Source organism: Flavobacterium sp. (genome assembly GCF_031537875.1).
GTDB lineage: Bacteria > Bacteroidota > Bacteroidia > Flavobacteriales > Flavobacteriaceae > Flavobacterium.
The window spans coordinates 280,082-303,646 of record NZ_JAVKNB010000009.1 but is presented as its reverse complement, the minus strand read 5'-3'; the positions used below and the strand labels follow the sequence as shown (position 1 = coordinate 303,646).

General features: G+C 36.1%; 21 protein-coding genes. 14 read left to right on the top strand and 7 right to left on the bottom strand.

All coding sequences use genetic code 11. The features are described from left to right. The 3 genes from RMR09_RS05160 to RMR09_RS05150 all read right to left on the bottom strand — a co-directional run. A partial coding sequence (locus RMR09_RS05160; RefSeq protein ID WP_310594736.1) for a MopE-related protein occupies positions 1-1,150 on the bottom strand: 1,150 nt, incomplete at its 3' end. A 20-nt stretch (positions 1,151-1,170) separates the two neighbouring features. Then, a complete protein-coding gene (locus RMR09_RS05155; RefSeq protein ID WP_310594735.1) occupies positions 1,171-4,575 on the bottom strand; it encodes a type IV secretion protein Rhs in 3,405 nt (1,134 codons plus the stop codon). 22 nt (positions 4,576-4,597) lie between these two features. Then, positions 4,598-6,241: a T9SS type A sorting domain-containing protein gene (locus tag RMR09_RS05150; protein ID WP_310594734.1), complete on the bottom strand. Its 1,644-nt coding sequence runs from the start codon at positions 6,239-6,241 to the stop codon at positions 4,598-4,600. Positions 6,242-6,517: 276 nt separating this feature from the next. On the opposite strand from RMR09_RS05150, the gene RMR09_RS05145 reads away from it, so the two are divergent. Together RMR09_RS05145 and RMR09_RS05140 are read left to right on the top strand one after the other, a co-directional pair. Next, complete coding sequence (locus RMR09_RS05145; RefSeq protein WP_310594733.1) at positions 6,518-6,754, top strand: helix-turn-helix transcriptional regulator; 237 nt, start codon at positions 6,518-6,520, stop codon at positions 6,752-6,754. 148 nt (positions 6,755-6,902) lie between these two features. Then, positions 6,903-7,472 (top strand): pentapeptide repeat-containing protein, encoded by a 570-nt coding sequence (locus RMR09_RS05140; protein WP_310594732.1) that lies wholly within the window; start codon positions 6,903-6,905, stop codon positions 7,470-7,472. Positions 7,473-7,584: 112 nt separating this feature from the next. On the opposite strand, the gene RMR09_RS05135 is transcribed toward RMR09_RS05140, so the two are convergent. The 3 genes from RMR09_RS05135 to glyA form a co-directional block, all read right to left on the bottom strand. Further along, positions 7,585-8,082, bottom strand: a complete 498-nt coding sequence (locus RMR09_RS05135; RefSeq protein ID WP_310594731.1) for a GNAT family N-acetyltransferase — start codon at positions 8,080-8,082, stop codon at positions 7,585-7,587. A gap of 151 nt (positions 8,083-8,233) precedes the next feature. Further along, a complete protein-coding gene (locus RMR09_RS05130) occupies positions 8,234-8,821 on the bottom strand; it encodes a tRNA-(ms[2]io[6]A)-hydroxylase (protein WP_296682514.1) in 588 nt (195 codons plus the stop codon). 121 nt (positions 8,822-8,942) lie between these two features. Continuing rightward, positions 8,943-10,217, bottom strand: a complete 1,275-nt coding sequence (gene glyA, locus RMR09_RS05125) for a serine hydroxymethyltransferase (RefSeq protein ID WP_310594730.1) — start codon at positions 10,215-10,217, stop codon at positions 8,943-8,945. Positions 10,218-10,389: 172 nt separating this feature from the next. Here glyA and RMR09_RS05120 point away from each other — a divergent pair, with 172 nt between their 5' ends. From RMR09_RS05120 to argH, 12 genes are all read left to right on the top strand, one after another. Further along, positions 10,390-11,574, top strand: coding sequence for a hypothetical protein (locus RMR09_RS05120; protein WP_310594729.1), 1,185 nt, complete (start codon positions 10,390-10,392; stop codon positions 11,572-11,574). A gap of 442 nt (positions 11,575-12,016) precedes the next feature. Then, a complete protein-coding gene (locus RMR09_RS05115; RefSeq protein WP_310594728.1) occupies positions 12,017-12,634 on the top strand; it encodes a GNAT family N-acetyltransferase in 618 nt (205 codons plus the stop codon). 7 nt (positions 12,635-12,641) lie between these two features. Continuing rightward, the gene (locus RMR09_RS05110) at positions 12,642-13,835 is read left to right on the top strand and encodes an argininosuccinate synthase domain-containing protein (RefSeq protein ID WP_310594727.1); all 1,194 of its coding nucleotides are present in this window, start codon (positions 12,642-12,644) and stop codon (positions 13,833-13,835) included. Next, a complete protein-coding gene (gene argC / locus RMR09_RS05105) occupies positions 13,828-14,805 on the top strand; it encodes an N-acetyl-gamma-glutamyl-phosphate reductase (protein WP_310594726.1) in 978 nt (325 codons plus the stop codon). The genes RMR09_RS05110 and argC overlap by 8 nt, the downstream gene beginning before the upstream one ends. A 116-nt stretch (positions 14,806-14,921) precedes the next feature. Next, the gene (locus tag RMR09_RS05100) at positions 14,922-16,061 is read left to right on the top strand and encodes an aminotransferase class III-fold pyridoxal phosphate-dependent enzyme (protein ID WP_310594725.1); all 1,140 of its coding nucleotides are present in this window, start codon (positions 14,922-14,924) and stop codon (positions 16,059-16,061) included. Positions 16,062-16,065: 4 nt separating this feature from the next. Then, entirely contained in the window at positions 16,066-17,262 is a 1,197-nt protein-coding gene (locus tag RMR09_RS05095; RefSeq protein ID WP_310594724.1) for a glutamate-5-semialdehyde dehydrogenase, read from the top strand. Continuing rightward, entirely contained in the window at positions 17,246-18,016 is a 771-nt protein-coding gene (gene proB, locus RMR09_RS05090; RefSeq protein WP_310594723.1) for a glutamate 5-kinase, read from the top strand. The genes RMR09_RS05095 and proB overlap by 17 nt, the downstream gene beginning before the upstream one ends. Before the next feature lie 223 nt (positions 18,017-18,239). Then, positions 18,240-18,620 (top strand): GxxExxY protein, encoded by a 381-nt coding sequence (locus RMR09_RS05085; RefSeq protein WP_310594722.1) that lies wholly within the window; start codon positions 18,240-18,242, stop codon positions 18,618-18,620. 93 nt (positions 18,621-18,713) lie between these two features. Next, entirely contained in the window at positions 18,714-19,661 is a 948-nt protein-coding gene (locus RMR09_RS05080; RefSeq protein WP_310594721.1) for an N-acetylornithine carbamoyltransferase, read from the top strand. Beyond that, entirely contained in the window at positions 19,651-20,436 is a 786-nt protein-coding gene (gene argB / locus RMR09_RS05075) for an acetylglutamate kinase (RefSeq protein WP_310594720.1), read from the top strand. Before RMR09_RS05080 ends, argB begins: the two co-directional genes overlap by 11 nt. Further along, positions 20,433-21,503 carry a M20 family metallo-hydrolase gene (locus RMR09_RS05070; RefSeq protein WP_310594719.1) on the top strand — a complete coding sequence of 357 codons (1,071 nt, stop codon included), beginning with the start codon at positions 20,433-20,435 and terminating at the stop codon, positions 21,501-21,503. Before argB ends, RMR09_RS05070 begins: the two co-directional genes overlap by 4 nt. Positions 21,504-21,513: 10 nt before the next feature. Beyond that, the gene (gene argH / locus RMR09_RS05065; protein WP_310594718.1) at positions 21,514-22,794 is read left to right on the top strand and encodes an argininosuccinate lyase; all 1,281 of its coding nucleotides are present in this window, start codon (positions 21,514-21,516) and stop codon (positions 22,792-22,794) included. A 65-nt stretch (positions 22,795-22,859) separates the two neighbouring features. Here argH and RMR09_RS05060 read toward each other — a convergent pair whose 3' ends face one another. Beyond that, positions 22,860-23,564 carry a response regulator transcription factor gene (locus RMR09_RS05060; RefSeq protein ID WP_310594717.1) on the bottom strand — a complete coding sequence of 235 codons (705 nt, stop codon included), beginning with the start codon at positions 23,562-23,564 and terminating at the stop codon, positions 22,860-22,862. Between the last annotated feature and the right edge of the window lies 1 nt (position 23,565).

The window sequence follows — 23,565 nt, the reverse complement described above, 5'->3', positions numbered from 1 at the left end:
CCGTTGTAGTAGCACTGGTTCCATATCCATCCCCATCAGCATCTCTATACCATACTGTAGTTGGATTCAAACTCGCATCACTATCATTACAATCCGAACTGTTAGTCACATAGCCTGAGGGTTGAACACTATAATACACCGTTACCGAAGTACTACCATAACCATCACCATCCGCATCTCTGTAAAAAGTAGAAGGAGCAATATTGGTAATATTTGCCGTGCCATCATTATAATCACTTGCATTACGAACAAAACCTGAAGGCTGAGAACAAGACGCGGTGGTTGTGCTACTAGTCCCATAGCCATCGCCGTCTGCATCACGATACCAAACCGTAGCTGGGTTTAATGTACTGTCATAATCATTACAGTCTCCTGAATACCTTCCATAACCCGAGGGTTGCGAACAACTAAATATTGGTCCACCTGTGCCGTATCCATCACCATCATTATCCCTGAACCAGGGAGTATTGGGATTAATACTTGAATCACCATCATTACAATCCGAACTGTTAGTCACATAGCCCGAAGGTTGAACGCTATAATACACCGTTACCGAAGTACTACCATATCCATCACCATCGGCATCCCTGTAAAACGTTTGGGGAGCAATATTGGTAATATTTGCCGTGCCATCATTATAATCACTTGAATTACGGACATAACCAGCGGGCTGATTACAAGATGTGGTACTTACACTACTGGCTCCATACCCGTCACCATCGGAATCACGATACCAAAGCGAGGTAAATGCCACGGAACCATCCGAATCATTACAGTCACTGTAATTACTCACATAACCTGTGGGTTGGGTACAACCTGTAGTAGTATTAGCCGCATTTCCGTAGGTATCTCCATCGGCATCCTGGTACCATGTTGTGCCCGGATTAATGGCTGCGTTGGAATCATTACAATCAGTATTTCCTGTAGAATAGCCACTAGGTACTTTGTAGGTACATTGCAAACTTGTTGATTTTTGAGTGCTCCCATAACCATCCCTATCAGCATCAATGTAGAGATAGGTGTGTAAATGGGCAAAAGAGTAATTGTTATTACTACAATACATCAGCACTTGACTAAAACTGGTGTTTGACATTAAAAAGAATACTGCCAAACTTAAATAGAGTTGAATTGATATTTTTTTATCGCTCATAATGATTCTCTTTATTTGATTCAAAACAATGATTGATTGGATTGATTTTTATAATGGTACTGGTTCTCACCCAAAATATTACCTTGTGCATCTTTGACATTTTGTAACCTACCTAGTCCATCATAATTATAATATACCGTTTGTCCTTTAGGGTCAGTAATACTGGATACTCCCACTAGTGGAATATGAGTATAGGTGGTGACCATCGCATTGGGTAACCCTTGTCTTAAAGCGTTTATAGCAGTTAAATTAGATTCGGTAACCGCATTGAGGTCGCTGACTCCCAAAGCACTCATTACTTGGGCTGTAGTAGCGTTTTCAATCTTGGCAATAGGCTGGGTTTTGTTATAACCCCATATAATAGTTACTGATGTGCCTCCTTCAGGAGTGTACTGGGTTAGATTCCCTGAACTATCATAACTATCGTAAGTGAGTTTCTTTTCTAAATTGCCAATATTGGCAATCGTTGGAAAGCTATTAGGAAACTTAGCACCATAGGTACTCTTGGGTACTACTAAATTAGTAGTAGAAGCATCCTTGGCATAACTCATTTTTTGTTCGGATAATTTAGTAGTGCCATTATAATTCTCTGTACGCACCGGATTTGCTTTACGATTTTGAGTTATTAGCTCTAACATAAGCGGCTCATTTTGCAGGTCATTAGGGTAGTACATCTTAGAAATTAACTGCTCCCCCGAACTATTAGTAGTGGTAGTTTTGGTTGGTTGAAAATGATTTAGTCCTGTGTATTCATAATCTTTGGTTACTGTAACATCCTGATTGTTTACCCTTGTAGTTTGCGTTTCTGTTTTGAGAGTCTTAGTCTGCCCTTGAAGGGTATACACATTGTAGAGTATAACCAAACCACCAGCACCACTATACACTGAAGGAACTATTCCTTTAACTGTGGTATCAGAGCCACTATAGTTGTAGTCATATGTACTTTGCTGAACTGTTTGTTCAGTGGTATTGATCGTAAGCACACTTTGTTTCTCTCCAGCCAATAAAGACTGTGATTTAGGTAGCGGTGGAATACCATAATCCGAACTAAAGCTATTGAGTTCAAAATACCCTTTGTAGCGATTGAAAAAATGTTTGGAGACACCATCACCATCAGTTTGGTCTACCTCCCCATAGGATATAGTAGGTCCCATAAAATTGATTTCTAATGGGTCAAACCCAGTAGAAAAAGTGTAATACAACCCTTTATCCCATCCAATTGATTTAGCATTATTCACTAGTGCTTGATTAAATACAATAGCGTTTTTAGGAACAACACTAAAGAAATTAGATAAATAGGCATCACCATTTACATCCCATTGTGTTGGATAAAATAACTTCGGGTTACTGATAATTTTCGGTTGAGAGTAAATATAATTAGTTTCTTTAATCACCGAACCATCATCCTCTTTATGCACTATTTTTTTTATTCGTAAACCTCCAATATCATAAATTGGAACAATTGGAACCCTATCTATTTTAGCATAACAGATATTACACATATTATTCACTCCATTAGTTCCGCCGTAACCTTGGGCTATTAATTTGTATTGTCTCCCGTCAATTAGTAGTTTTTTATCAATGGGCAAAGCAATGGTTTTTGAAGTAGTAACTCCCGCATAAAAAATAGTCGCTATCTGAGTATTGGTCACCATATCCACAATTGAAGCAGCTCTTACAGCACTAGTAGGGGAACATCCCGCGGTTCCCGTAGGATTGTAATACAAATTAGCTGTCAATAGTAAACTTTCGGCATCATTAGCTGCATAGGTAAACAACGTAGATTTAATCCCATCGGTAGATTGAGTAGAAGCAATTGTACCCACAAGAGGAGATGTATTATTTACATCATAAAACAAATCCACAGCTACATCAGATTTATGAGACTCGTACTGAAAATTTACAGACCCTTTGGTTGGATAAATTATTTGCTCTAACGCCCCTGCTTTAGCAAAGTTCAAATCTACTTTTCTATCAGCATATAGTGAGGTATTCAAAGTAATTCCTGCCGGTGGAAATAGGGATGGGTTTTGTGTCTTTCCATTGTAATACCCCCATTTGTCTTGAGCAAACGAAAGTTTACTCGGCAAAGAAGTGGTATTATACACAAAAGTGTAGGGTTTAGTCAATTGCTCATTGGCATTCATTTCGGTAATACCTGTAAGTTGTAATCGTTTGATATCCGTTGCATCTTTACTACCAGTGGTAATAGCACTTTGCTGTGTGGTATAGCTGAATTTAATTTTTTTAATGATTTCTGCTACTTGAGTAAGGGGATTTACCACCGTGATTTGTACTTCATCCAAACGTTTAGGGGTCACCCCTGATTCAGGAGTTAAATCGTCTCTATTACTGTAGATAAAATTAATTTGAGTAGTCCCCGCTTTAATTTTGCTAATTAATTTAGAAATGACATGACTCTGAGAGGTAGTACTTAAGGAGTTCTCCGCTAAAGTGGCATATTGACTCTCAGGGGTTATATTGCAATTCGGACTCATCATTGTTGAATTGGGCAAACACATAAATGTACTTTGAGATACGGGTTTGCTGATGATAGTATGGGTGTAATTATTATCCACATACTCCAATTGAATTTTACTTAAACTGGTAAAATTGGATATTTCGGTCAAAAACCAAGAGTTAACAATATAATTATTGTCAAATGTTATTTCATTTATAGACTGGTTCGTATAATTTTTCTCTATTGCATTATTCGCTCCAAAATTTGTTCCTGTATCCAATCCGAATTTATATTTTGTCCCTTTAGGAGAAGTCACCAACCATGTTCTAAAGTAGTTAGGCACATAGTCTTCTTGAATCATAAAATCCGTATTTTCAAGATAGACTACTTTTCTTTGGTCATTGAAAACAAATTTACTTCCTCCCTCGGGGGTACTGAAGTAAAACAAATCCGGTTGGGCATCTTTCTTACCTGCATTGACATCTTCTAACCACCAATTGAATTGCATAAACCTACTGTTTTCAACATTGGTATATCTATCCAATTCCTTCTCTAAATTGGTTAGACCGTAATCTTTGTAGTAACCATTAACCATAATGGAACTCTTAGGATACCCTACCGAACCCTCATCGGGTGCTCCTTTAGCATTTCGGCTCACCACACCACCTACATTCAAACTCCAGTTTTGTCCCACTGAAGAGGCTATGGATTCTACTTTAACTCCTGAGGCATCGTATTCCAATGAAATTGGTAGTGTCATCCCTCCATATTCTAACGTATAGATAGGAATGGAGACCTGTGGTGTTCCTGAAACTAAGTTCACGGGCATATTCATGTACTGTTCAAACTTATTCACCTCAGGTGATTTTACCTGTGGTCGCAAGTCGGTATTGATTTGTGCCATTAGTGTTGAAGTGCTACATAACACACTCAGAGCATATAGTAGGTAGATTGTCTTTTTCATGGTAGATTGGTGCAATTTGGAATTACTCTTTTTTGGTTTTCTTAATCAGTTTGAGACCATCGGTTCTCACATCGGTTTTGATGTTCACGATATAAACGCCTTCAGGATACATCGTAAAATCAATGGGTACCGTTCTACTGGTAATAGGGAACTGTTGGAGTATTCTTCCCGATAAATCCACTAGCGTAGCAGTACCACTAGTGTACTCATACCCAATAATTACATTAGTAAAGGTGTCAACTGGATTCGGAAAAACTTCTATTGCTAGTTTAGCAGGTTCTATCTTGGTTTTGTCTTGTAGTTTCACCACCCAAAAGTCATTACTGCCTATGGTGCTGTTCTTATCCATTGAAGAAGCCGCATTAGAGGTTCCCGCCAATAGATAACCCCCGTCTCTGGTTTCTATTAGTTTTCGTAAGATGTCTTCCCCTGAACTCCCAACGGATTGTGTCCAAATTTCCTGTCCTGTAGCATCTACCTTTAAGGCGATGTAGTCGTTGATACCTTTGGCTTGTTTCTTTAAGGCTAATCCGCTTTCACTGGTGACATCATTTTGAGCATACCCTCCAATTAAAAACGTATGGTCTTTGTTCTCCACCAAAGAAGTTAAGATATCCACCTTGCCATAGTCATAGGTTTGTGACCACTGTTCGTTGCCTTTGGCATCAATTTTTAGTAGCCAAAAATCAGTACCATTACTCACTGTTCCTCCTTTGGTGGTTAGAGAGTTGGTACTGTTGGAGTTGCCTCCAATAATATACCCTTCGTCGCCGGTTTGATGAATCACATAGAGTTGATTGTCTCCGTTTCCTCCATAGGTACGTTGCCATTCTATGGTGCCTGAGTTGTCAATTTTAACGACCCAATAATCTCCGATACCAATGCTCGGCTGGGTTTTATCACCTGACTCAGGAGAATTAGAATAGCCTCCTAAGATGTAACCCCCATCTTTGGTTTGTTCCATACTTCTAAGCTCATCGGCATACTTGCCTCCATAGGTTTTTTGCCATTGTACTTCGCCTTGTGCATTGAGTTTTACTATCCAATAATCCATATTACCACGGCTATTAGAGGATTTAGCGGTAAGGTCTTTTTTAGTAGTTGTAAGAGCATTTTTAGCCGTTGTAGTTAGTGTGGCATCTGAACTAGAAGAGCCTCCTAAGATGTACCCTCCATCTGTAGTTTGAAAAACAGCTAGTAATTCTTCCTGTCCAGTGCCTCCTAAGGTTCGTTGCCACTGCTCATCGCCTTTAGCATTGAGTTTGAATACCCAAAAATCCGTATTGCCTTTACAAGAATCTTTTTTATGAAATCCCGCCTCAGAGTTGGAAGTACCCCCTAGAATAAAACCTCCGTCTTTGGTTCCACGAATGCTTTTGAGTAAATCAAAGCCTGAACCGCCTAAGCTTTTTTGCCAATCGGGTTTTCCAGTTTCATCCATCTTCCAAACCCAATAATCCAAATCACCTTGGTTGTTCTCTGATTTGGTTCCTGATTTATCCGACAAGGAACTCCCTGCCAAAATAAAACCGTAATCCGCCGTAGGTTGTACATCAAAAAGGTAATCAGCATACTTGCCTCCATAGGACTTCTCCCATAGAATGTTCTGAGAATAAGAAACAAAAGCGCATAAGCAAATTAGAAACAAAAGGGGGCATTTTTTCATAATTTAAATAGGTAAATAAGATAAGAACAAATTGGAATCGTAAAATAAAACGGTAGAATAGCATTTAGTTTAATCAATGATTAAATATACTAGCCACCTAATTATTCATTCTACAAAAATTGAAAAGAATAATGAGAATTCCTATTCACTATAAATTCTAAATAATTCCATATAGGACTAATATATTTTTTTTGCCTGTTTAACCTTTTTTATGTATAATTGTAATCCCCCACTATTATAACAATAGTATTTATTTTGACTAAATTGTAATGAAATATGGTAACTTTAATTCTGAAATCAATTCAACTCGCTAGAATTGAAAATAATTATTCCCAAGAATTTATAGCAACAAAGTTGAATTTCTCTCAAAGTTATTATGCTAAAATTGAAGGTGGTAAGGCAAAACTTTCAGCTGAACTTCTTTTCCAACTACTTGAAATATTAGAACTTGACTGCGTAGATTTTTTCAAACAAATAAAGAAAAAAAAGAAAAAAAATGATGTAACTAATTAATTGAACTCATCGGTTACAATTATTAAAGATATCTTCCTACACTTCTAGATTTTTTTTTTTTTTATTGTATTTTCAAAGCGGAGCTTTACTGAATCTATAATCCAGAAAAAACTAGTAATTTAGCCCCAACAACAACCAATACTTCTATATGACATCCTATTTCTTCGATACCACCTACCAAGACACCACTTATGGCGAAGAAGAAATGAATCTCAAAGAATTTGAGTCTTGTCAATTTATCAATTGTGATTTTACCGCTTGTAATTGTATTGGGGTCACATTTATTGATTGCACGTTTACCAATTGTAACTTCAACAGCACTAAACTCAATCATACTGCTTTACGAACTGTACACTTCAACAACTGCAAAATGCAAGATATTAATTTTTCGATGTGCGATAAATTGATTTTTGAAATGGCTTTTAGTCGCTGTAATTTGGATTTCTCCAAATTCTACACTTTGAGACTCAAAGAAACACAATTTAAAAACTGTAGTTTGATTGCTGTCGATTTTATGGCAGCCGATTTGTCTGAAGTAGTATTTGACAATTGTGATTTGTATCGCGCGGAATTTGACAAAGCCAATGCCTCAAAAGCTGATTTTAGAACCAGTTATAATTACACTATTGACCCTGAGAAAACCAAGATTAAAAAGGCAACCTTCACTTTAGAAGGTTGTAAAGGATTGTTGTACAAGCACAACATTATTGTGGAGTAGTTAATTTTATTAAAAACGGTTCTCGATACACGTCACTTCGAGTGCGAAGCGTATCGAGAAGTTTTGTTTCGTTTCACTACTCAAAAAATACTCGAACTGACGTTTTTAATAATTATAGTTTGAACTCCATTTTGTAATCTTCCATCAAATAGCCGTGATCTAATTCTACGTCTTCTTCTCCTACAATTTCAAAACCCATTTTTTGGTAAAAAGAAACCGCTTTGTTGAAACGATTCACATTCAAAGATACCACGTCCGATTGGTTTTCTGTGGCAGCTTTCACAACCGAATCAATCAACAACTTCCCCGCTCCTTTCCCTTGTGATTCGGGCAATAAATAGATTTTATGCAAACGAGTCGTATTGGTGTTCAAATAACCATGTTCGTACGAAGCAAAACCTAGGTTAACATCTCCTTCATTCACCAAAATAAATTGATGTCCTTTCTCCTCCATTTGGGCGATCAACGCTTCATCAGAATAAAACAATTCCAACATGTATTGTAATTGCGCCGCAGGAACAATGTCCCCATAGGTAACGGGCCACGTTCTATAAGCAATATCACGTATTGTTGTAGTATCTACGGGTGAACCTATTTGAATGGAAAGCATTTGAAGTTAGATTAATTAGAAGGTTAGATTTTGAAATTGAGATTATTTTTAACCATTTAAGGAATATAAGAAAATATAAGTTTCAATATTGAACAACGAACTTTGAATCTTGAATCTTAATATTGACCTTTGAAATTGCTATTGAAATTTACTATCCATGAACGGTTTCACTTTTACCATAATTGGTAATAATGGATGCTTCAAAATCCAACCATTCTCTCCAGCGTTGTTCCACATCGATTCCTTCTCCGTATTTTCGGGCATAACCAATAAAAGTAGTATAATGTCCCGCCTCGCTTTCCATCAAATCACGATAGAAAGTCGATAATTCTTCGTCTTCAATATTTTCTGAAAGCACTTTAAATCGCTCACAACTTCTCGCTTCAATCATAGCCGAAAACAACAAACGTTCTACTAATCCAGAAACACGACTTCCTGTGTTACTGCGCTTCATGTACAAATACAACTCATTCACATAATCATCTTTGCGCTCACGACCTAATTTAAGTCCGCGTTTGATGATGATATTGTGTACTTGTTCAAAATGGTCAATTTCTTCCTTGGCCAAAGCTAATAAATCTTGTACTAAATCTTGATGCTCCGAATTGTGTGTAATAATGGTAATGGCATTGGTAGCGGCTTTCTGCTCGCACCAAGCATGATCTGTCAGAATTTCTTCAATGTTCTTTTCAACAATATTTACCCATCTTGGGTCGGTAGGCAATTTTAATCGTAGTATTGACATTAATTATTTGTTTAAAGTTTAAGGTTTCAAATGCGTCTAGAAGAAAAAAATAAGGCTTTGCCATTACTTTCCGTAAAAACAAAACCTTATTTTTGAATCTGAAACTTAAAAAAATTTAGAAAACGAAAATCGCTCTTTCGCTCATCATTTCGTTTACTTCACCAGCTACTTCTTCGATTACATCTTCGTCAGTGTGATTCATCAAGACTTTGTCGATAAGTGCTACAATAGTTTCCATATCTTCTTCCACTAAACCACGAGTAGTAATAGCAGCAGTTCCCACACGAATTCCAGAAGTTACAAATGGTGATTTGTCGTCAAATGGAACCATGTTTTTATTTACTGTAATTTCTGCTTTTACTAACGCATTTTCAGCATCTTTACCAGAAATATTTTTGTTTCTTAAATCAATCAACATCATGTGGTTGTCTGTACCACCAGAGATGATTTCGTATCCTCTTTTTACAAAAGCGTTAGCCATAGCTTTTGCATTTTTTTGCAATTGCATTGCATACGTAAAGAATTCATCTTGCAATGCTTCACCAAAAGCTACTGCTTTAGCAGCGATGATGTGCATTAATGGTCCACCTTGGTTTCCAGGAAAAACAGCTAAATCTAATAAATTAGACATCATTCTGATTTCTCCTTTTGGAGTAGTCAATCCAAATGGGTTTTCAAAATCTTTACCCATTAAAATCAATCCACCACGTGGTCCACGCAATGTTTTGTGAGTTGTTGTTGTAACAATATGACAGTGAGGCAACGGATCGTTCATCAATCCTTTGGCAATCAAACCTGCTGGATGCGAAATATCAGCCAATAAAATAGCACCGACGCTATCCGCAATTTGTCTGAAACGAGCAAAATCCATATCACGAGAATAAGCCGAAGCTCCTGCGATAATTAATTTAGGCTGCTCTTTAGTCGCAATTTCTTGAATTTTATCATAGTCTAATCTTCCTGTTTCCTTGTCAACACCATAAAAAACTGGGTTATACAAACGTCCAGAGAAGTTTACTGGAGAACCGTGAGTCAAGTGACCACCGTGTGCTAAATCAAATCCTAAAATAGTATCACCTGGTTTGATACAAGCGTGATATACTGCTGTGTTAGCTTGAGAACCAGAGTGTGGTTGTACGTTCGCATATTCAGCACCAAACAATTCTTTAGCTCTGTCAATAGCAATTTGCTCCACAACATCTACTACTTCACAACCTCCGTAGTATCTTTTTCCTGGATATCCTTCAGCATATTTATTAGTCAAAACAGAACCTGCTGCTTCCATCACTTCGTCACTTACAAAGTTCTCTGATGCAATTAATTCTATTCCGTGAATTTGTCTTTCTTGTTCTTCTAAGATAAGGTCAAAAATTTGTTCGTCGCGTTGCATTTGTGTAGTTTTCGTTAATTTGACGCAAAAATACAAAAAAACGTTTGCTAAATAGTGAGTTACTGCTATTTTTGACCGAGTATTTTTTAACAAATTAATTAACAAAGCTATTTTTAATGGCATCGTTTTTGAAAAAGGTACTTCATCCCAAATTAAATTAAAACCTAGCTTTATGAAAAAAATTACGCTCTTACTCTCTTTTATAATTGTATTTACAAGTTGTGCGCTCAAACAAACCCAAAAATTAGTGCATTCTGGCGACTATGATAATGCAATTTCAATAGCCGTTTCAAGTTTAGAATCTAACAAAACTAAGAAGAGCAAACAAGAGTATGTGTATCTCTTGGAAGAAGCTTTCGCCAAAGCCAAAGAAAGAGATTTAAACAATTTAAACTTACTCGAAAAAGAAGCTAATCCTGCGCAATTAGAGAAAATATACCAAACGTATGTCCAACTCAATAATCGACAAGAAAAAATTAAGCCATTACTCCCATTACAATTGATTAAAGAAGGACGTAATGCCATTTTTCCTTTTGAAGAATACAACAATCAATTAGTTGCTAGCAAAAATGCTTTGTCTAACTATTTGTATTCCAACACCAAAGCCCTACTCAAGAGCACTAACAAAATGGATTACCGAAAAGCATTTGATGATTTAACCTATCTGAACCAAATCAATCTTAATTATAAAGACGTCGTTGAGCTACTCAAAGAAGCCAAATTCAAAGGGTCTGATTATGTTTTAGTTAGTGCTAAAAACGAAACCAATATGATTATTCCAGTTCGTTTACAAAACGACTTATTGGATTTCAATACCTATGGATTAAACGATAAGTGGACGGTATATCACAATTCGGCACAAGACGGAATGCAATACGATTTTGGAGTTCGCATTCGTTTTAGAGAAATAAACATTTCGCCAGAGCAAATCAAAGAAAAAGAATTCATCAAAGAACGTCGTATTAAAGACGGACAAAAAAAGTTAATTGACGCTAATGGAAAAGAAGTGTTAGACGAAAAAGGAAAAGTAGTTTTCGTTGACAATTTAAAAGATGTTACTGTAAAAATCAACGAAGTGAGACAATTCAAATCGTGCATGATTGTGGCTAAAGTTGAGTACAGCAATTGGACAACGAATCAATTGTTGCAAAGTTTTCCGCTGAGCAGCGAATTTATTTTCGAAAACGTATATGCTAACTATAAAGGCGACCGAAGAGCAGCAGACGATAGTTATTTTTCTAATTTTGATAAAAAAGCAGTGGTTTTTCCAACCAATGAGCAAATGATTTATGATACTGGCGAAGATTTAAAAAACAAATTGAAAGGAATTTTAAACCAAAATCCGTTGCGAAATTAAATCTAGCTTTATTACCCTATTAACTCGTTGAATATCAAAAGTCAACGAGTTTTTTATTTATACATCCTAACATTGACGCAAAAAAATGTTAGAAATTGCAAAATTGGTCTTGTTTTATAAAAAAAGTTGTATTTTTGCAGTCGATGAATAAAATCAGTTTACATATAACTTCTTTATCACGGATAAACACACATTCGACTTCTCCCGAGGTACGGACACTATCGATATAGTATCCACAATGTGTTTTATCATTTATTCATTTTTCAATTTACCGTTTTGAAATCATTTTCGTTTTACATTGGATCTACATATCCTAAGAATTATATTTTAAATTCTATAGCACTAAGTTGGAACACTACTACTGAGTGTACTACAGCTGTGAACGCTATTGATTCAAAACAAATTGCCATTGTTTCATCTACTATAAAATTCAACTCTTGAAATGAATATTAAAATTTTTGTAACTCAAGAAGAGCATTATAAATTCGCCGAAGAAATTTGCGATACTATCGAAACCTCTGCCAAATTAAGAGGTACCGGTATTGCGAAGAGAACTCCTGAATACATCCAAAAAAAGATGGAAAATCAGGACGCCATCATCGCTCTAGCTGATGGTAAATTTGCTGGTTTTTGTTATATCGAAAGCTGGGAACACGGAAAATTCGTAGCACACTCGGGTTTAATTGTACATCCAGACTTTAGAAATCACGGCTTAGCCAAAAAAATCAAATCAAAAGTATTTGATTATTCGCTTAAAAAATACCCCGATGCCAAAGTTTTCGGGATCACTACTGGTTTAGCGGTGATGAAAATCAATTCGGATTTAGGGTATAAACCCGTTCCGTTTTCAGAATTGACAACTGATCCAAGTTTTTGGAAAGGATGCCAAACCTGTACCAACTATGAAATTTTAAAAAGTAAAGACAATAAAATGTGTTTGTGTACCGGAATGTTGTACGATCCAAAAGAACAACAAAAAATTCCGCCAAGACATCCATTTAACGTAAAAGTACTCAATAGATTAAATAAAATTAAAGAAGCCTTATTCTTAAAAAAATAATTATACCATGAAAAAAGTTGTATTAGCCTATAGCGGAGGATTAGACACCTCATATTGCCTAAAATATTTAAAAAATGAAAAAGGATACGAAGTTCACACTGTATTAATCAATACAGGAGGATTTGATAACGAAGAGCTACAAGCTATCGAAGACAGAGCCTATGAATTAGGGAGTGCTAAACACGCTAACCTTACTATTTTAGATAAATACTACGACAAAGCGATCAAATATTTGATTTATGGTAACGTATTGAAAAACAACACCTACCCACTTTCTGTAAGTGCGGAGCGTGTTTTTCAAGCTATTGAAGCTATTAAATATGCAAAATCTGTAGGTGCTAGTGCTATTGCTCACGGAAGTACTGGCGCAGGAAACGACCAAATTCGTTTTGATTTGATTTTCCAAACCATAGCGCCTGAAATCGAAATCATCACTCCTATCCGTGATTTAAAATTATCACGTCAGGAAGAAGTAGATTATTTGGCTAAAAATGGCGTACATTATTCTTGGGAAAAGGCACAATACTCTATCAACAAAGGACTTTGGGGAACTAGTGTAGGTGGAAAAGAAACTTTAACTTCTCACGAAGCCTTACCAAGCGAAGCTTACCCTTCTCAATTGCAAAAACAAGGCGAAGAAAAGGTAACTCTAGAATTTAACGAAGGACAATTGGTTGCTGTGAATGGTAAAAAAGATACTCCTCCTAACAATATCGTGATTTTAGAAAAATTAGCAAATGCCTACGCAATCGGTAGAGATATTCACGTGGGAGATACTATTATCGGAATCAAAGGAAGAGTTGGTTTTGAAGCCGCAGCTCCGTTGATTATCATCAAAGCACACCATTTATTAGAGAAACATACTTTAGGTAAATGGCAACAATATTGGAAAGAGCAATTAGGCAACTGGTACGGCATGTTATTTCACGAAGGACAATTCTTAGATCCAGTTATGCGTAATATTGAAACGTTCCTAGAAGACACTCAAAAAACAGTCAACGGAACCGTAACAGTTACTTTAAAACCATATCACTTTTCATTGGATGGAATTGAATCTAAAAACGATTTGATGAACACTGGATTTGGACAATATGGCGAAATGAACAATGCTTGGACTTCAGAAGATGCTAAAGGATTCATCAAGATTTTAGGAAATGCACAAAATATATTTTCATCTGTAAACCAATTGAGTCATGATTAAAGTTGGAATAATTGGGGGTTCAGGCTACACGGCCGGGGAACTCATCAGAATTTTGATGTTTCACCCTAACGCCACTATTGATTTTGTATACAGCACAACCAATGCAGGCAAACCTTTATCAATTGCTCACCATGATTTGATGGGTGATATTGAAATGAATTTCACGGACCAAGTAAATCCGAACGTTAACGTGGTTTTTTTATGTTTGGGTCACGGGAAATCAAAAGCGTTTTTAGAACAAAACCAATTTTCAAGCGAAACGAAAATTATTGACTTAGGGAATGATTTTAGATTGACCAAAGACGCTGAATTTGACGGAAAGCAATTTGTTTACGGCTTACCCGAATTGAACAAAACAGCCATTCAATCTGCGAATTATATTGCTAACCCAGGTTGTTTTGCTACGGCAATTCAATTGGCATTATTGCCCTTGGCAAAAAATGGATTATTAAACGAAGACGTGCATATTAACGCTACAACAGGAAGTACTGGAGCTGGAGTAAGTCCTTCAGAAACTACGCACTTCAGTTGGAGAAACAACAATATGTCGCATTACAAAGCCTTTGAACACCAACATTTAGGAGAAATCAATCAAAGTATTCAGCAATTGCAATCGGGATATCCAAACGAATTGATTTTTGTTCCGAACAGAGGTGATTTTGCCAGAGGGATTTTTGCCACATTATACACTACTGTTGAAGATGGTTTAGAAAATATTGTTGCGAAATACGAAGCGTATTATGCTGACCAACCTTTTGTTACTATTACTACTACGAATATCAACATGAAACAAGTAGTGCAAACGAACAAATGTATCATCAGTTTACTAAAAAAAGGAAACCGGCTTTTGATTACTTCGGTAATCGATAATTTAACCAAAGGAGCCTCAGGACAAGCCATTCAAAATATGAACTTGTTATTTGGCTTAGAAGAAACCACAGGATTGCATTTAAAACCTTGTGGATTTTAGCCCCCTATCCCCCAAAGGGGGAATAAAGAAATGATTTAGATAAAACTATGAACTTATAAAAACAATTTCCCCGTTGCTCAATCCCCCTCCTTTGGAGGGGTTAGGGGAGGCTTATTATGAACTTATTTGACGTTTATCCTTTATACAACATCACCCCTGTAAAAGCAATAGATTGCACTATTACAGATAATAACGGTGTAGAATACTTAGATTTATACAGTGGTCACGGAGTAATATCTATTGGCCACACCCAGCCACACTATGTCGCAAAATTAAAAGAACAATTAGATGCGATTGGATTTTACTCGAATGCGATTCAAAATCCATTACAAGTAGAATTAGCTCAAAAACTAGGTAAATTATCCGGTTATGATGATTACAGTTTGTTTTTGTGTAGTTCTGGGGCTGAAGCCAATGAAAACGCACTAAAACTAGCTTCTTTTCATACCAATAAATCACGTGTAATTGCTTTTGACAATTCTTTCCACGGAAGAACATCCGCAGCGGTTGCAGTAACTGATAACAAAAAGATTGTAGCGCCTTTAAATGCGCAGCAAGTCGTAACCTTTTTGCCTTTGAACCAAATTGAACTGGTAGAGGATGAACTTAAAAAAGGAGATGTTTGTTGTGTTATTATTGAAGGGATTCAAGGCGTTGGCGGTTTAGACGAAGGTACTACTGAATTTTTCCAAAACTTAGAAAAAGTCTGCGCTCAATACGATGTAGTTTTAATCTTAGACGAAGTGCAATCTGGTTATGGAAGAACAGGTAAATTCTTTGCACACCAACACCACAATATCAAGGCTGACATTATTTGCTTAGCTAAAGGTATGGGGAACGGTTTTCCAATTGGAGGGATTTTAATTTCACCAAAATTCAAAGCCAGTTATGGTTTATTGGGAACTACTTTTGGCGGAAGTCATTTGGCTTGTGCTGCTGGAATTGCAGTTTTGGATGTCATTAAAGACCAAAAATTGATGGATAATGCGAACGAAGTATATGCCTATTTCTTAGAAGCCATTCAACAAATTCCTGAAGTAAAAAAAGTAAAAGGAAAAGGATTAATGCTAGGAGTTGAATTTGATTTTGAAATCAATGAGCTGCGTAAAAAAATGATTATCGACAAGCATATTTTTACTGGAAATGCCAATAACAAAAATCTATTAAGAATTCTTCCGCCCTTGACAATCAATAAGAAAGATATTGATACTTTCATTATAGCTTTAAGAGAAAGTTTGAACGAAATCAAAGCCTAATTTCATGAGTACACTACTCCCAATAGAAAAAAGAAATGCAGTTTTAAGCCGAATGGCAACCCTTCTTGAAGAAGAAAGAGCCAATCTTAAAGCTGTTAACCAACAAGACTTGGAGAATTATTCTGGAGCCGATTTAGCGATGGAGAAACGCCTTTTGGTAGACAACGCTAAAATTGACGGAATGATTTTATCAATGCAACAATTGGCAAGTCAAGAAGATCCTATTGGAGTAGAACGTTTTCAATTTGTTCATGAAAAAGGAATGAAAATCACCAACAAGACTGCTGCTTTTGGCACGGTGATGATTATTTACGAATCACGCCCTGATGTTACGGTTGAGGCTGGTGGAATTGCTTTCAAGTCAGGAAATAAAATTCTATTGAAAGGCGGTAAAGAATCCTTGCTTTCTAATTTGAAAATTGTCGAATTATGGCATCAAGCTTTGAAAGAAAATGAAGTTTCTGAAAATTGGGTAGAATACCTCAATTTCAATAGAGCCGAAACACAAGCTTTTCTTGAAAAACCAACACAACGAGTGGATTTAATTGTTCCGCGTGGTGGCGAACAATTGATTGCTTTTGTAAAACAGCATGCTACTTGCCCTGTTATTGTGAGTGGTCGTGGCAATAATTTTGTGTATGTCAATCAAGAAGCTGATATACAAAAAGCGTTGAATATTATCATTAATGGCAAAACATCCAATATTTCGGTTTGCAATGCTCTGGATAAAGTGTTAATTGATACTAATTTGAGCAATTGGAAATCTTTTGCTCAACAATTAGTTGAAGCTTTGCAACAACACAAGGTAACTGTTTTGGGTGACCAACAAATAGCCGATGTAACAGGAGTTGCTCCAATCGAATCAGATTTAATTTGGTACGAGGAATTTTTAGATTATAAAATCGTGATTGGAACGATCAATTCCGACCAAGAAGCTATTGAAAAAATAAATCAATATTGTGGGGGACATTCTGCTTCTATTATCACAGAAAACGAGGCTACAGCACAAGAATTCATGGATAATGTAGATTCAGCTGCCGTTTATCACAATGCATCTACCCGATTTACGGATGGAGGACAATTTGGATTAGGTGGCGAATTAGCGATTAGCACAGATAAATTACACCAACGTGGACCGATAGGTTTACAACACTTGGTAACTAATAAATGGTACATTTACGGCAATGGACAAATCAGATAAAAAAAGAATTTTATTAAAAATAGGAAGCAATACGCTCACCAAAGAAACCAATCATATCTCAAGAGGAAAGATTGAAGATATTGGAATGCAAATTGCCGCCTTGAAAGACAATTATGAGTTTGTAATTGTAAGCTCGGGAGCTATTGCAGCGGCGAAACAGTTTGTGAAATTGGAAGCCCCTGACAATGAAATTTTCGTGAAACAAGCCCTAGCTTCTATTGGACAGCCCCATTTAATGCGGATTTTCCATGAAAATTTCAGTGATTTAGGATTACACACCTCTCAATGTTTGCTTTCCTATTCTGATTTTGAAAAAAATGAAACCAAAGTAAACATTGTAAATACCATTGATGTTTTAGTCAAGAACAATTACATTCCAATTATCAATGAAAACGATACGGTTTCAACGGATGAGATTAAATTTGGAGATAATGATAAATTAGCCGCATTGACTGCTGTTTTATTGGATGTTGATATTTTGATCATTGCCACCAATACGAACGGAATTTACACCAAAGCCTCAATCCATGATGCACAACCAGAAACGATTCGTTTGGTAACGGATTTACATACTTTAGAAAAAGAAATTGGCGAAGCCAAATCGTCTCATGGAACGGGTGGAATGCAGTCTAAAATTGATTCTGCAGCCATCGCCAAAGCAGCCAAAATCGAAACTTGGATTGTCAACGGATTAGAAGATAATTTTATTTTAAAAGCATTAAATAACGAAATTCCTTTTACAAAGATAATTTGATTGGAACACAGATGATACGGATTCACTTCGTGAAAACACAGATTTAAACGGATTTTAAAAATTATAGAAAATAAAAGAGCAAACAATTGAATATAAAGAGTAATCTGCTATTATCTGCGTCTTCGCATAGCGAATCTGCGTAATCAGCGTCCAGATTAGTACACTAATTACACAGATTCACTTCGTGAAAACACAGATTTAAACGGATTTTAAAAATTATATAATGGAATTATTACATCAAGAATTAACAGACAGGATAATAAAAACATTTTATGAAGTTTATAACGAATTAGGGTATGGTTTTCTAGAAAAAGTATATCAAAATGCTTTATTTTTAGAATTAAAAAATAAAGGATATAAAGTTGAAGCTCAAAAGAAAATTAGCGTTTATTACAAAGGAGTCGAGGTTGGTGAATATTATGCTGATTTAATCGTAGAAGATTTAGTAATATTAGAATTAAAAGCCGCTGATTGTATAGTAAAAGAGTTTGAAAATCAAATTTTAAATTATTTGAGAGGTACAGATTGTGAAGTTGGATTGCTACTAAACTTTGGGAAGAAACCCGAATTTAAACGCAAAATTTTTGAAAATAATAGAAAGTAAAATAATAAAATTGAATATATAAAGTAATCCGCTATTATCTGCGTCTTCGCAAAGCGAATCCGTTTAATCAGCGTCCAAAAAAAACTTAAAGTAATGAATTACATCAACATACAAGAAATAGATTCGCTTCAAGAATGGGTAAAAGAAGCGATTGCAATCAAAAAAAATCCATTAAAAAACAAAGCCTTAGGTGAAAATAAGACCCTAGGAATGTTGTTTTTCAATCCTAGTTTGAGAACCCGTTTGAGTACGCAAAAAGCGGCACTTAATCTAGGAATGAATGTGATGGTGATGAACTTTACCAATGAAGGTTGGACACTCGAGTTTGAAGATGGAGCTGTAATGAATCAAGGAGCATCAGAACATATCAAAGAAGCCGCTCAAGTAGTGTCACAATACTGCGATATTATTGCGATCAGAGCTTTTGCTGGATTGACTGACAAAGAAAAAGACAATGCAGAAACTGTACTTTCAGGATTTTTAAAATACGCTACCGTGCCAATTGTGAACATGGAAAGTGCTACGGGACACCCTTTACAATCTTTGGCGGATGCGATTACTATGGAAGAACACAAAACGGCACACCGCCCAAAAGTGGTTTTATCATGGGCGCCACATCCAAAAGCGTTGCCTCAAGCCGTTGCCAATTCGTTTGTGCAAATGATGCAATTGCAAGACGCTGATTTTGTAATTACGCACCCTGAAGGCTATGAACTGAATCCAGCCATTACAAAAGATTCAAAAATTGAATACGACCAAAATAAAGCGTTTGAAAATGCTGATTTTATTTACACCAAAAATTGGAGTAATTACAAAGAATACGGTAAAGTAACGAATTCAGACCCGAATTGGACGGTAACTGCAGAGAAAATGAAGTTGACTAACAATGCTAAATTCATGCACTGTTTGCCTGTAAGACGTAATGTAATTGTAGCAGACGAAGTGATTGACAGTGCTAATTCGGTAGTGATTGAACAAGCCAATAACAGAACCTACGCGGCACAATTGGTTTTACAAAAAATACTCAAAGATGGAAAATAAACAATCGGTATCCATCATCAAAATTGGAGGAAATATCATTGATAATCCTTCCGAGTTAACTGCTTTTCTAGCTGATTTTGCTGCTTTGAAAGGCAATACTATTTTGGTTCACGGTGGAGGAAAATCAGCTACGAAATTAGCTCAAAGTATGGGACTTACACCACAAATGATTGATGGTCGCCGAATTACAGATGCACCCATGCTTGAAGTAGTTGTTGGCGTTTATGCTGGGCAAATTAATAAAGAAGTAGTAGCACAATTACAAGCTAACGGATCAAATGCTATGGGATTTTCGGGAGCGGATGGTAATTTAATTCAATCGGACAAGAGAAATCACCCTACCATTGATTATGGTTTTGTAGGAGATGTTAAAAAAGTAAATACTAACTTATTAGCTAGTTTACTTGATAGTGGTATTACACCTGTTTTTTGCGCTATTACGCACGATGGAAAAGGACAATTATTAAATACGAATGCCGATACGATTGCTAGCGAATTAGCCATTGCCTTAGCTACTCAATTTGAGGTGACCTTAACGTATTGTTTTGAAAAACCAGGCGTTTTATTTGATGCTGAAGATGACACTTCTGTAATAGAAGCCATTAATCCTGATTTGTATGCTCAATTAAAAGCAGAACAAGCAATTCATTCGGGTATGATTCCTAAATTAGACAACTGTTTCAACAGTTTGTCTAAGGGTGTAAAACAAATCCGAATTGGGCACCATAGAATGTTACAAGATCCAAAAGCTACTTATACGACCATAACGCTATGAAGAATATAGAAATCCTTACCCAAGAAGCTATAGCTTTATTAAAAGCGCTAATTGAAACGCCTTCCTTTTCAAGTGAAGAAGATCAAACTGCGTTGTTAATTGAGAATTGGTTTAACCAAAACAATATACCTTTTCAAAGAGAAAACAATAATGTTTGGGCTTTCAACCAACATTTTGACGAAAGTAAACCAACCCTTTTATTGAATTCGCATCACGATACCGTAAAGCCCAACCAAGGATACACCAATGATCCTTTTAAAGCCATCGTAGAAGACGGCAAATTATTTGGATTAGGTAGTAATGATGCGGGAGGTTGTTTAGTCTCGCTTCTAGCAACATTTGTCCATTTTTATGCACAAGAAAATCTACCTTACAATATGGTAATCGTAGCCTCTGCAGAAGAAGAAAGCAGTGGTAAAAATGGTTTGAACAGTGTTTTAAAACATTTGCCAGAACTAGATTGCGCCATCGTGGGCGAACCTACTTTGATGCAATTGGCTATTGCCGAGAAAGGATTATTAGTGTTGGACGTGATTGTAAAAGGTACTGCTAGTCATGCCGCACACCAAAACGAAGATAATCCCATTTACAACGCTATGCCAGTTATTGATTGGTTCAAAACCTATCAATTTGAAAAAATATCGGAGGTGTTAGGGGCTGTAAAAATGACCGTAACCCAAGTTAGTGCAGGAAAACAACACAATGTAGTGCCTGCGGAATGTCATTTGGTTGTCGACATTCGAGTGAATGATTGCTATAGCAATGCCGAAATATTGGCTACGGTAAAAAATCATGTAGCAGCCGAAGTAAATCCACGTTCCATGCATTTAAACGCTTCGTCTATTCCGTTACAACATGGTTTAGTACAAGCTGGAATTGCATTAGGAAGAACTTCTTACGGTTCGCCAACCTTATCCGATCAGTCGGTGTTGAGTTGCCAATCCTTAAAACTAGGACCTGGAGAAACATTACGCTCCCACTCAGCTGACGAATTTATATTTATTAACGAAATAGAAGAAGGAATTGAGTTGTATATCAAAATATTAACGGATTTTTTCAAACAATAAAATTACAAACATGAAACTCTGGGAAAAAGGTATTACTACTGATAAACAAATAGAACATTTCACGGTTGGAAACGACAGAGAATTAGACTTGGTCTTAGCCAAATACGATGCTTTAGGTTCTATTGCTCACGCTAAAATGTTAGGTCAAATTGGTTTGTTGACTGCTGAGGAAACAACTTCATTAGTTACCGCATTAGAAGAAATCATTAAAGACGTAGAAGCAGGCAATTTTGAAATCGAAGATAGTTTTGAAGATGTTCATTCTAAAATTGAATATTTATTAACAATCAAATTAGGCGATGCAGGTAAAAAAATCCACACAGCACGTTCTCGTAATGACCAAGTTTTAGTAGATGTTCATTTGTATCTAAAAGATGTTGTCAAAGAACTCAAAGAGCAAGTAAAAGTACTCTTTGATTTATTAATGGAGTCGGCTGACAAACACCAAAATGTATTGTTACCTGGTTATACACACTTACAAATTGCGATGCCATCTTCGTTTGGGATGTGGTTTTCAGCCTATGCAGAGAGCCTGATTGACGATGTTACAATGTTGAATGCTGCCTTAACCATTGTAGATCAAAACCCATTGGGTTCTGCTGCAGGTTATGGAAGCTCCTTCCCTATCAATCGTACATTTACCACTCAAGAATTGAATTTTGAAACTTTAAAATTCAATGCGGTTGCTGCACAAATGAGTCGTGGTAAGGCCGAAAAAACAGTGGCATTTGCCATGAGCAGTGTTGCAGCTACTTTGGCTAAATTGTCTATGGATGTTTGTTTGTACATGAGTCAAAATTTTGATTTCATTAGCTTACCTTCTCACCTAACGACAGGTTCGAGTATTATGCCGCACAAGAAAAATCCTGATGTATTTGAATTGATTCGTGGAAAATGCAACAAGATTCAAGCCTTACCTTATGAAATCACTTTGATTACGAATAATTTACCAAGTGGTTATCATAGAGATTTACAATTACTAAAAGAAGGTTTATTTCCTGCTATTCAAAATTTAAAAGCCTGTTTGGATATTGCGATTTTTGCTATCAAAGACATTACGGTAAAAGAACATATTTTAGATGATAAAAAATACGACTATCTCTTTACAGTAGATTCCTTGAATGAAATGGTGGTGGCTGGAGTTCCTTTTAGAGATGCGTACAAAGCTGTTGCTGAGCAATTAGAAAACGGTACGTTCCAATCGCCTAAAGCGACTAAGCATACTCACGAGGGAAGCATAAATAACTTATGCTTGGATGCGATAAAAGATAAAATGAAACGTTCGTATTAATTCAAAAAACTAATGCATAAAAAAAGCTCCAATTTCTTGGAGCTTTTTTATTGAAATAAATTTCGTTATTTTTTTACCACCAAACGGAAACCTTCTCCGTGGATGTTTAAAATCTCAACGTTTTCATCTGATTTTAAGTACTTTCTCAATTTGGCAATATACACATCCATACTTCTTGAAGTAAAGTAGTTGTCATCTCTCCAAATTTTAGTCAAAGCCAATTCTCTTGGCATCAAATCATTTTCGTGAAGAATCAACATTTTCAATAATTCGTTCTCTTTTGGAGACAATTTAATTGGTTCTTCATTTTGATAGGTTAAGAATCTCAATTTAGAATTCAAATGGAATTTACCCACGTTAAATTCAAATTGTACTTGTTCTGCTTTTACATCGGATGATTTTCTTTGGATAATCGCTTTGATTTTCATAAGCAACACTTCAGAGTCAAAAGGTTTGTTCAAATAGTCATCTGCACCCGCTTTATAACCTTTTAACACATCTTCTTTCATCGATTTAGCTGTCAAAAAGATAATAGGCACTTCGGCATTTTTCTCTCTGATTTCTTTGGCTAAAGTATAACCGTCTTTGTAAGGCATCATCACATCCAAAATACACAAATCATAATTGTCTTTTTTGAATTTCTCAAAACCTTCCATTCCATTTTTTGCTAAAACAACTTCAAAATCATTTAGCATCAAATAATCTTTTAGTACCGCTCCAAAATTAAGATCGTCTTCAACTAAAAGTATTTTTTTATTGGTATTTTCCATA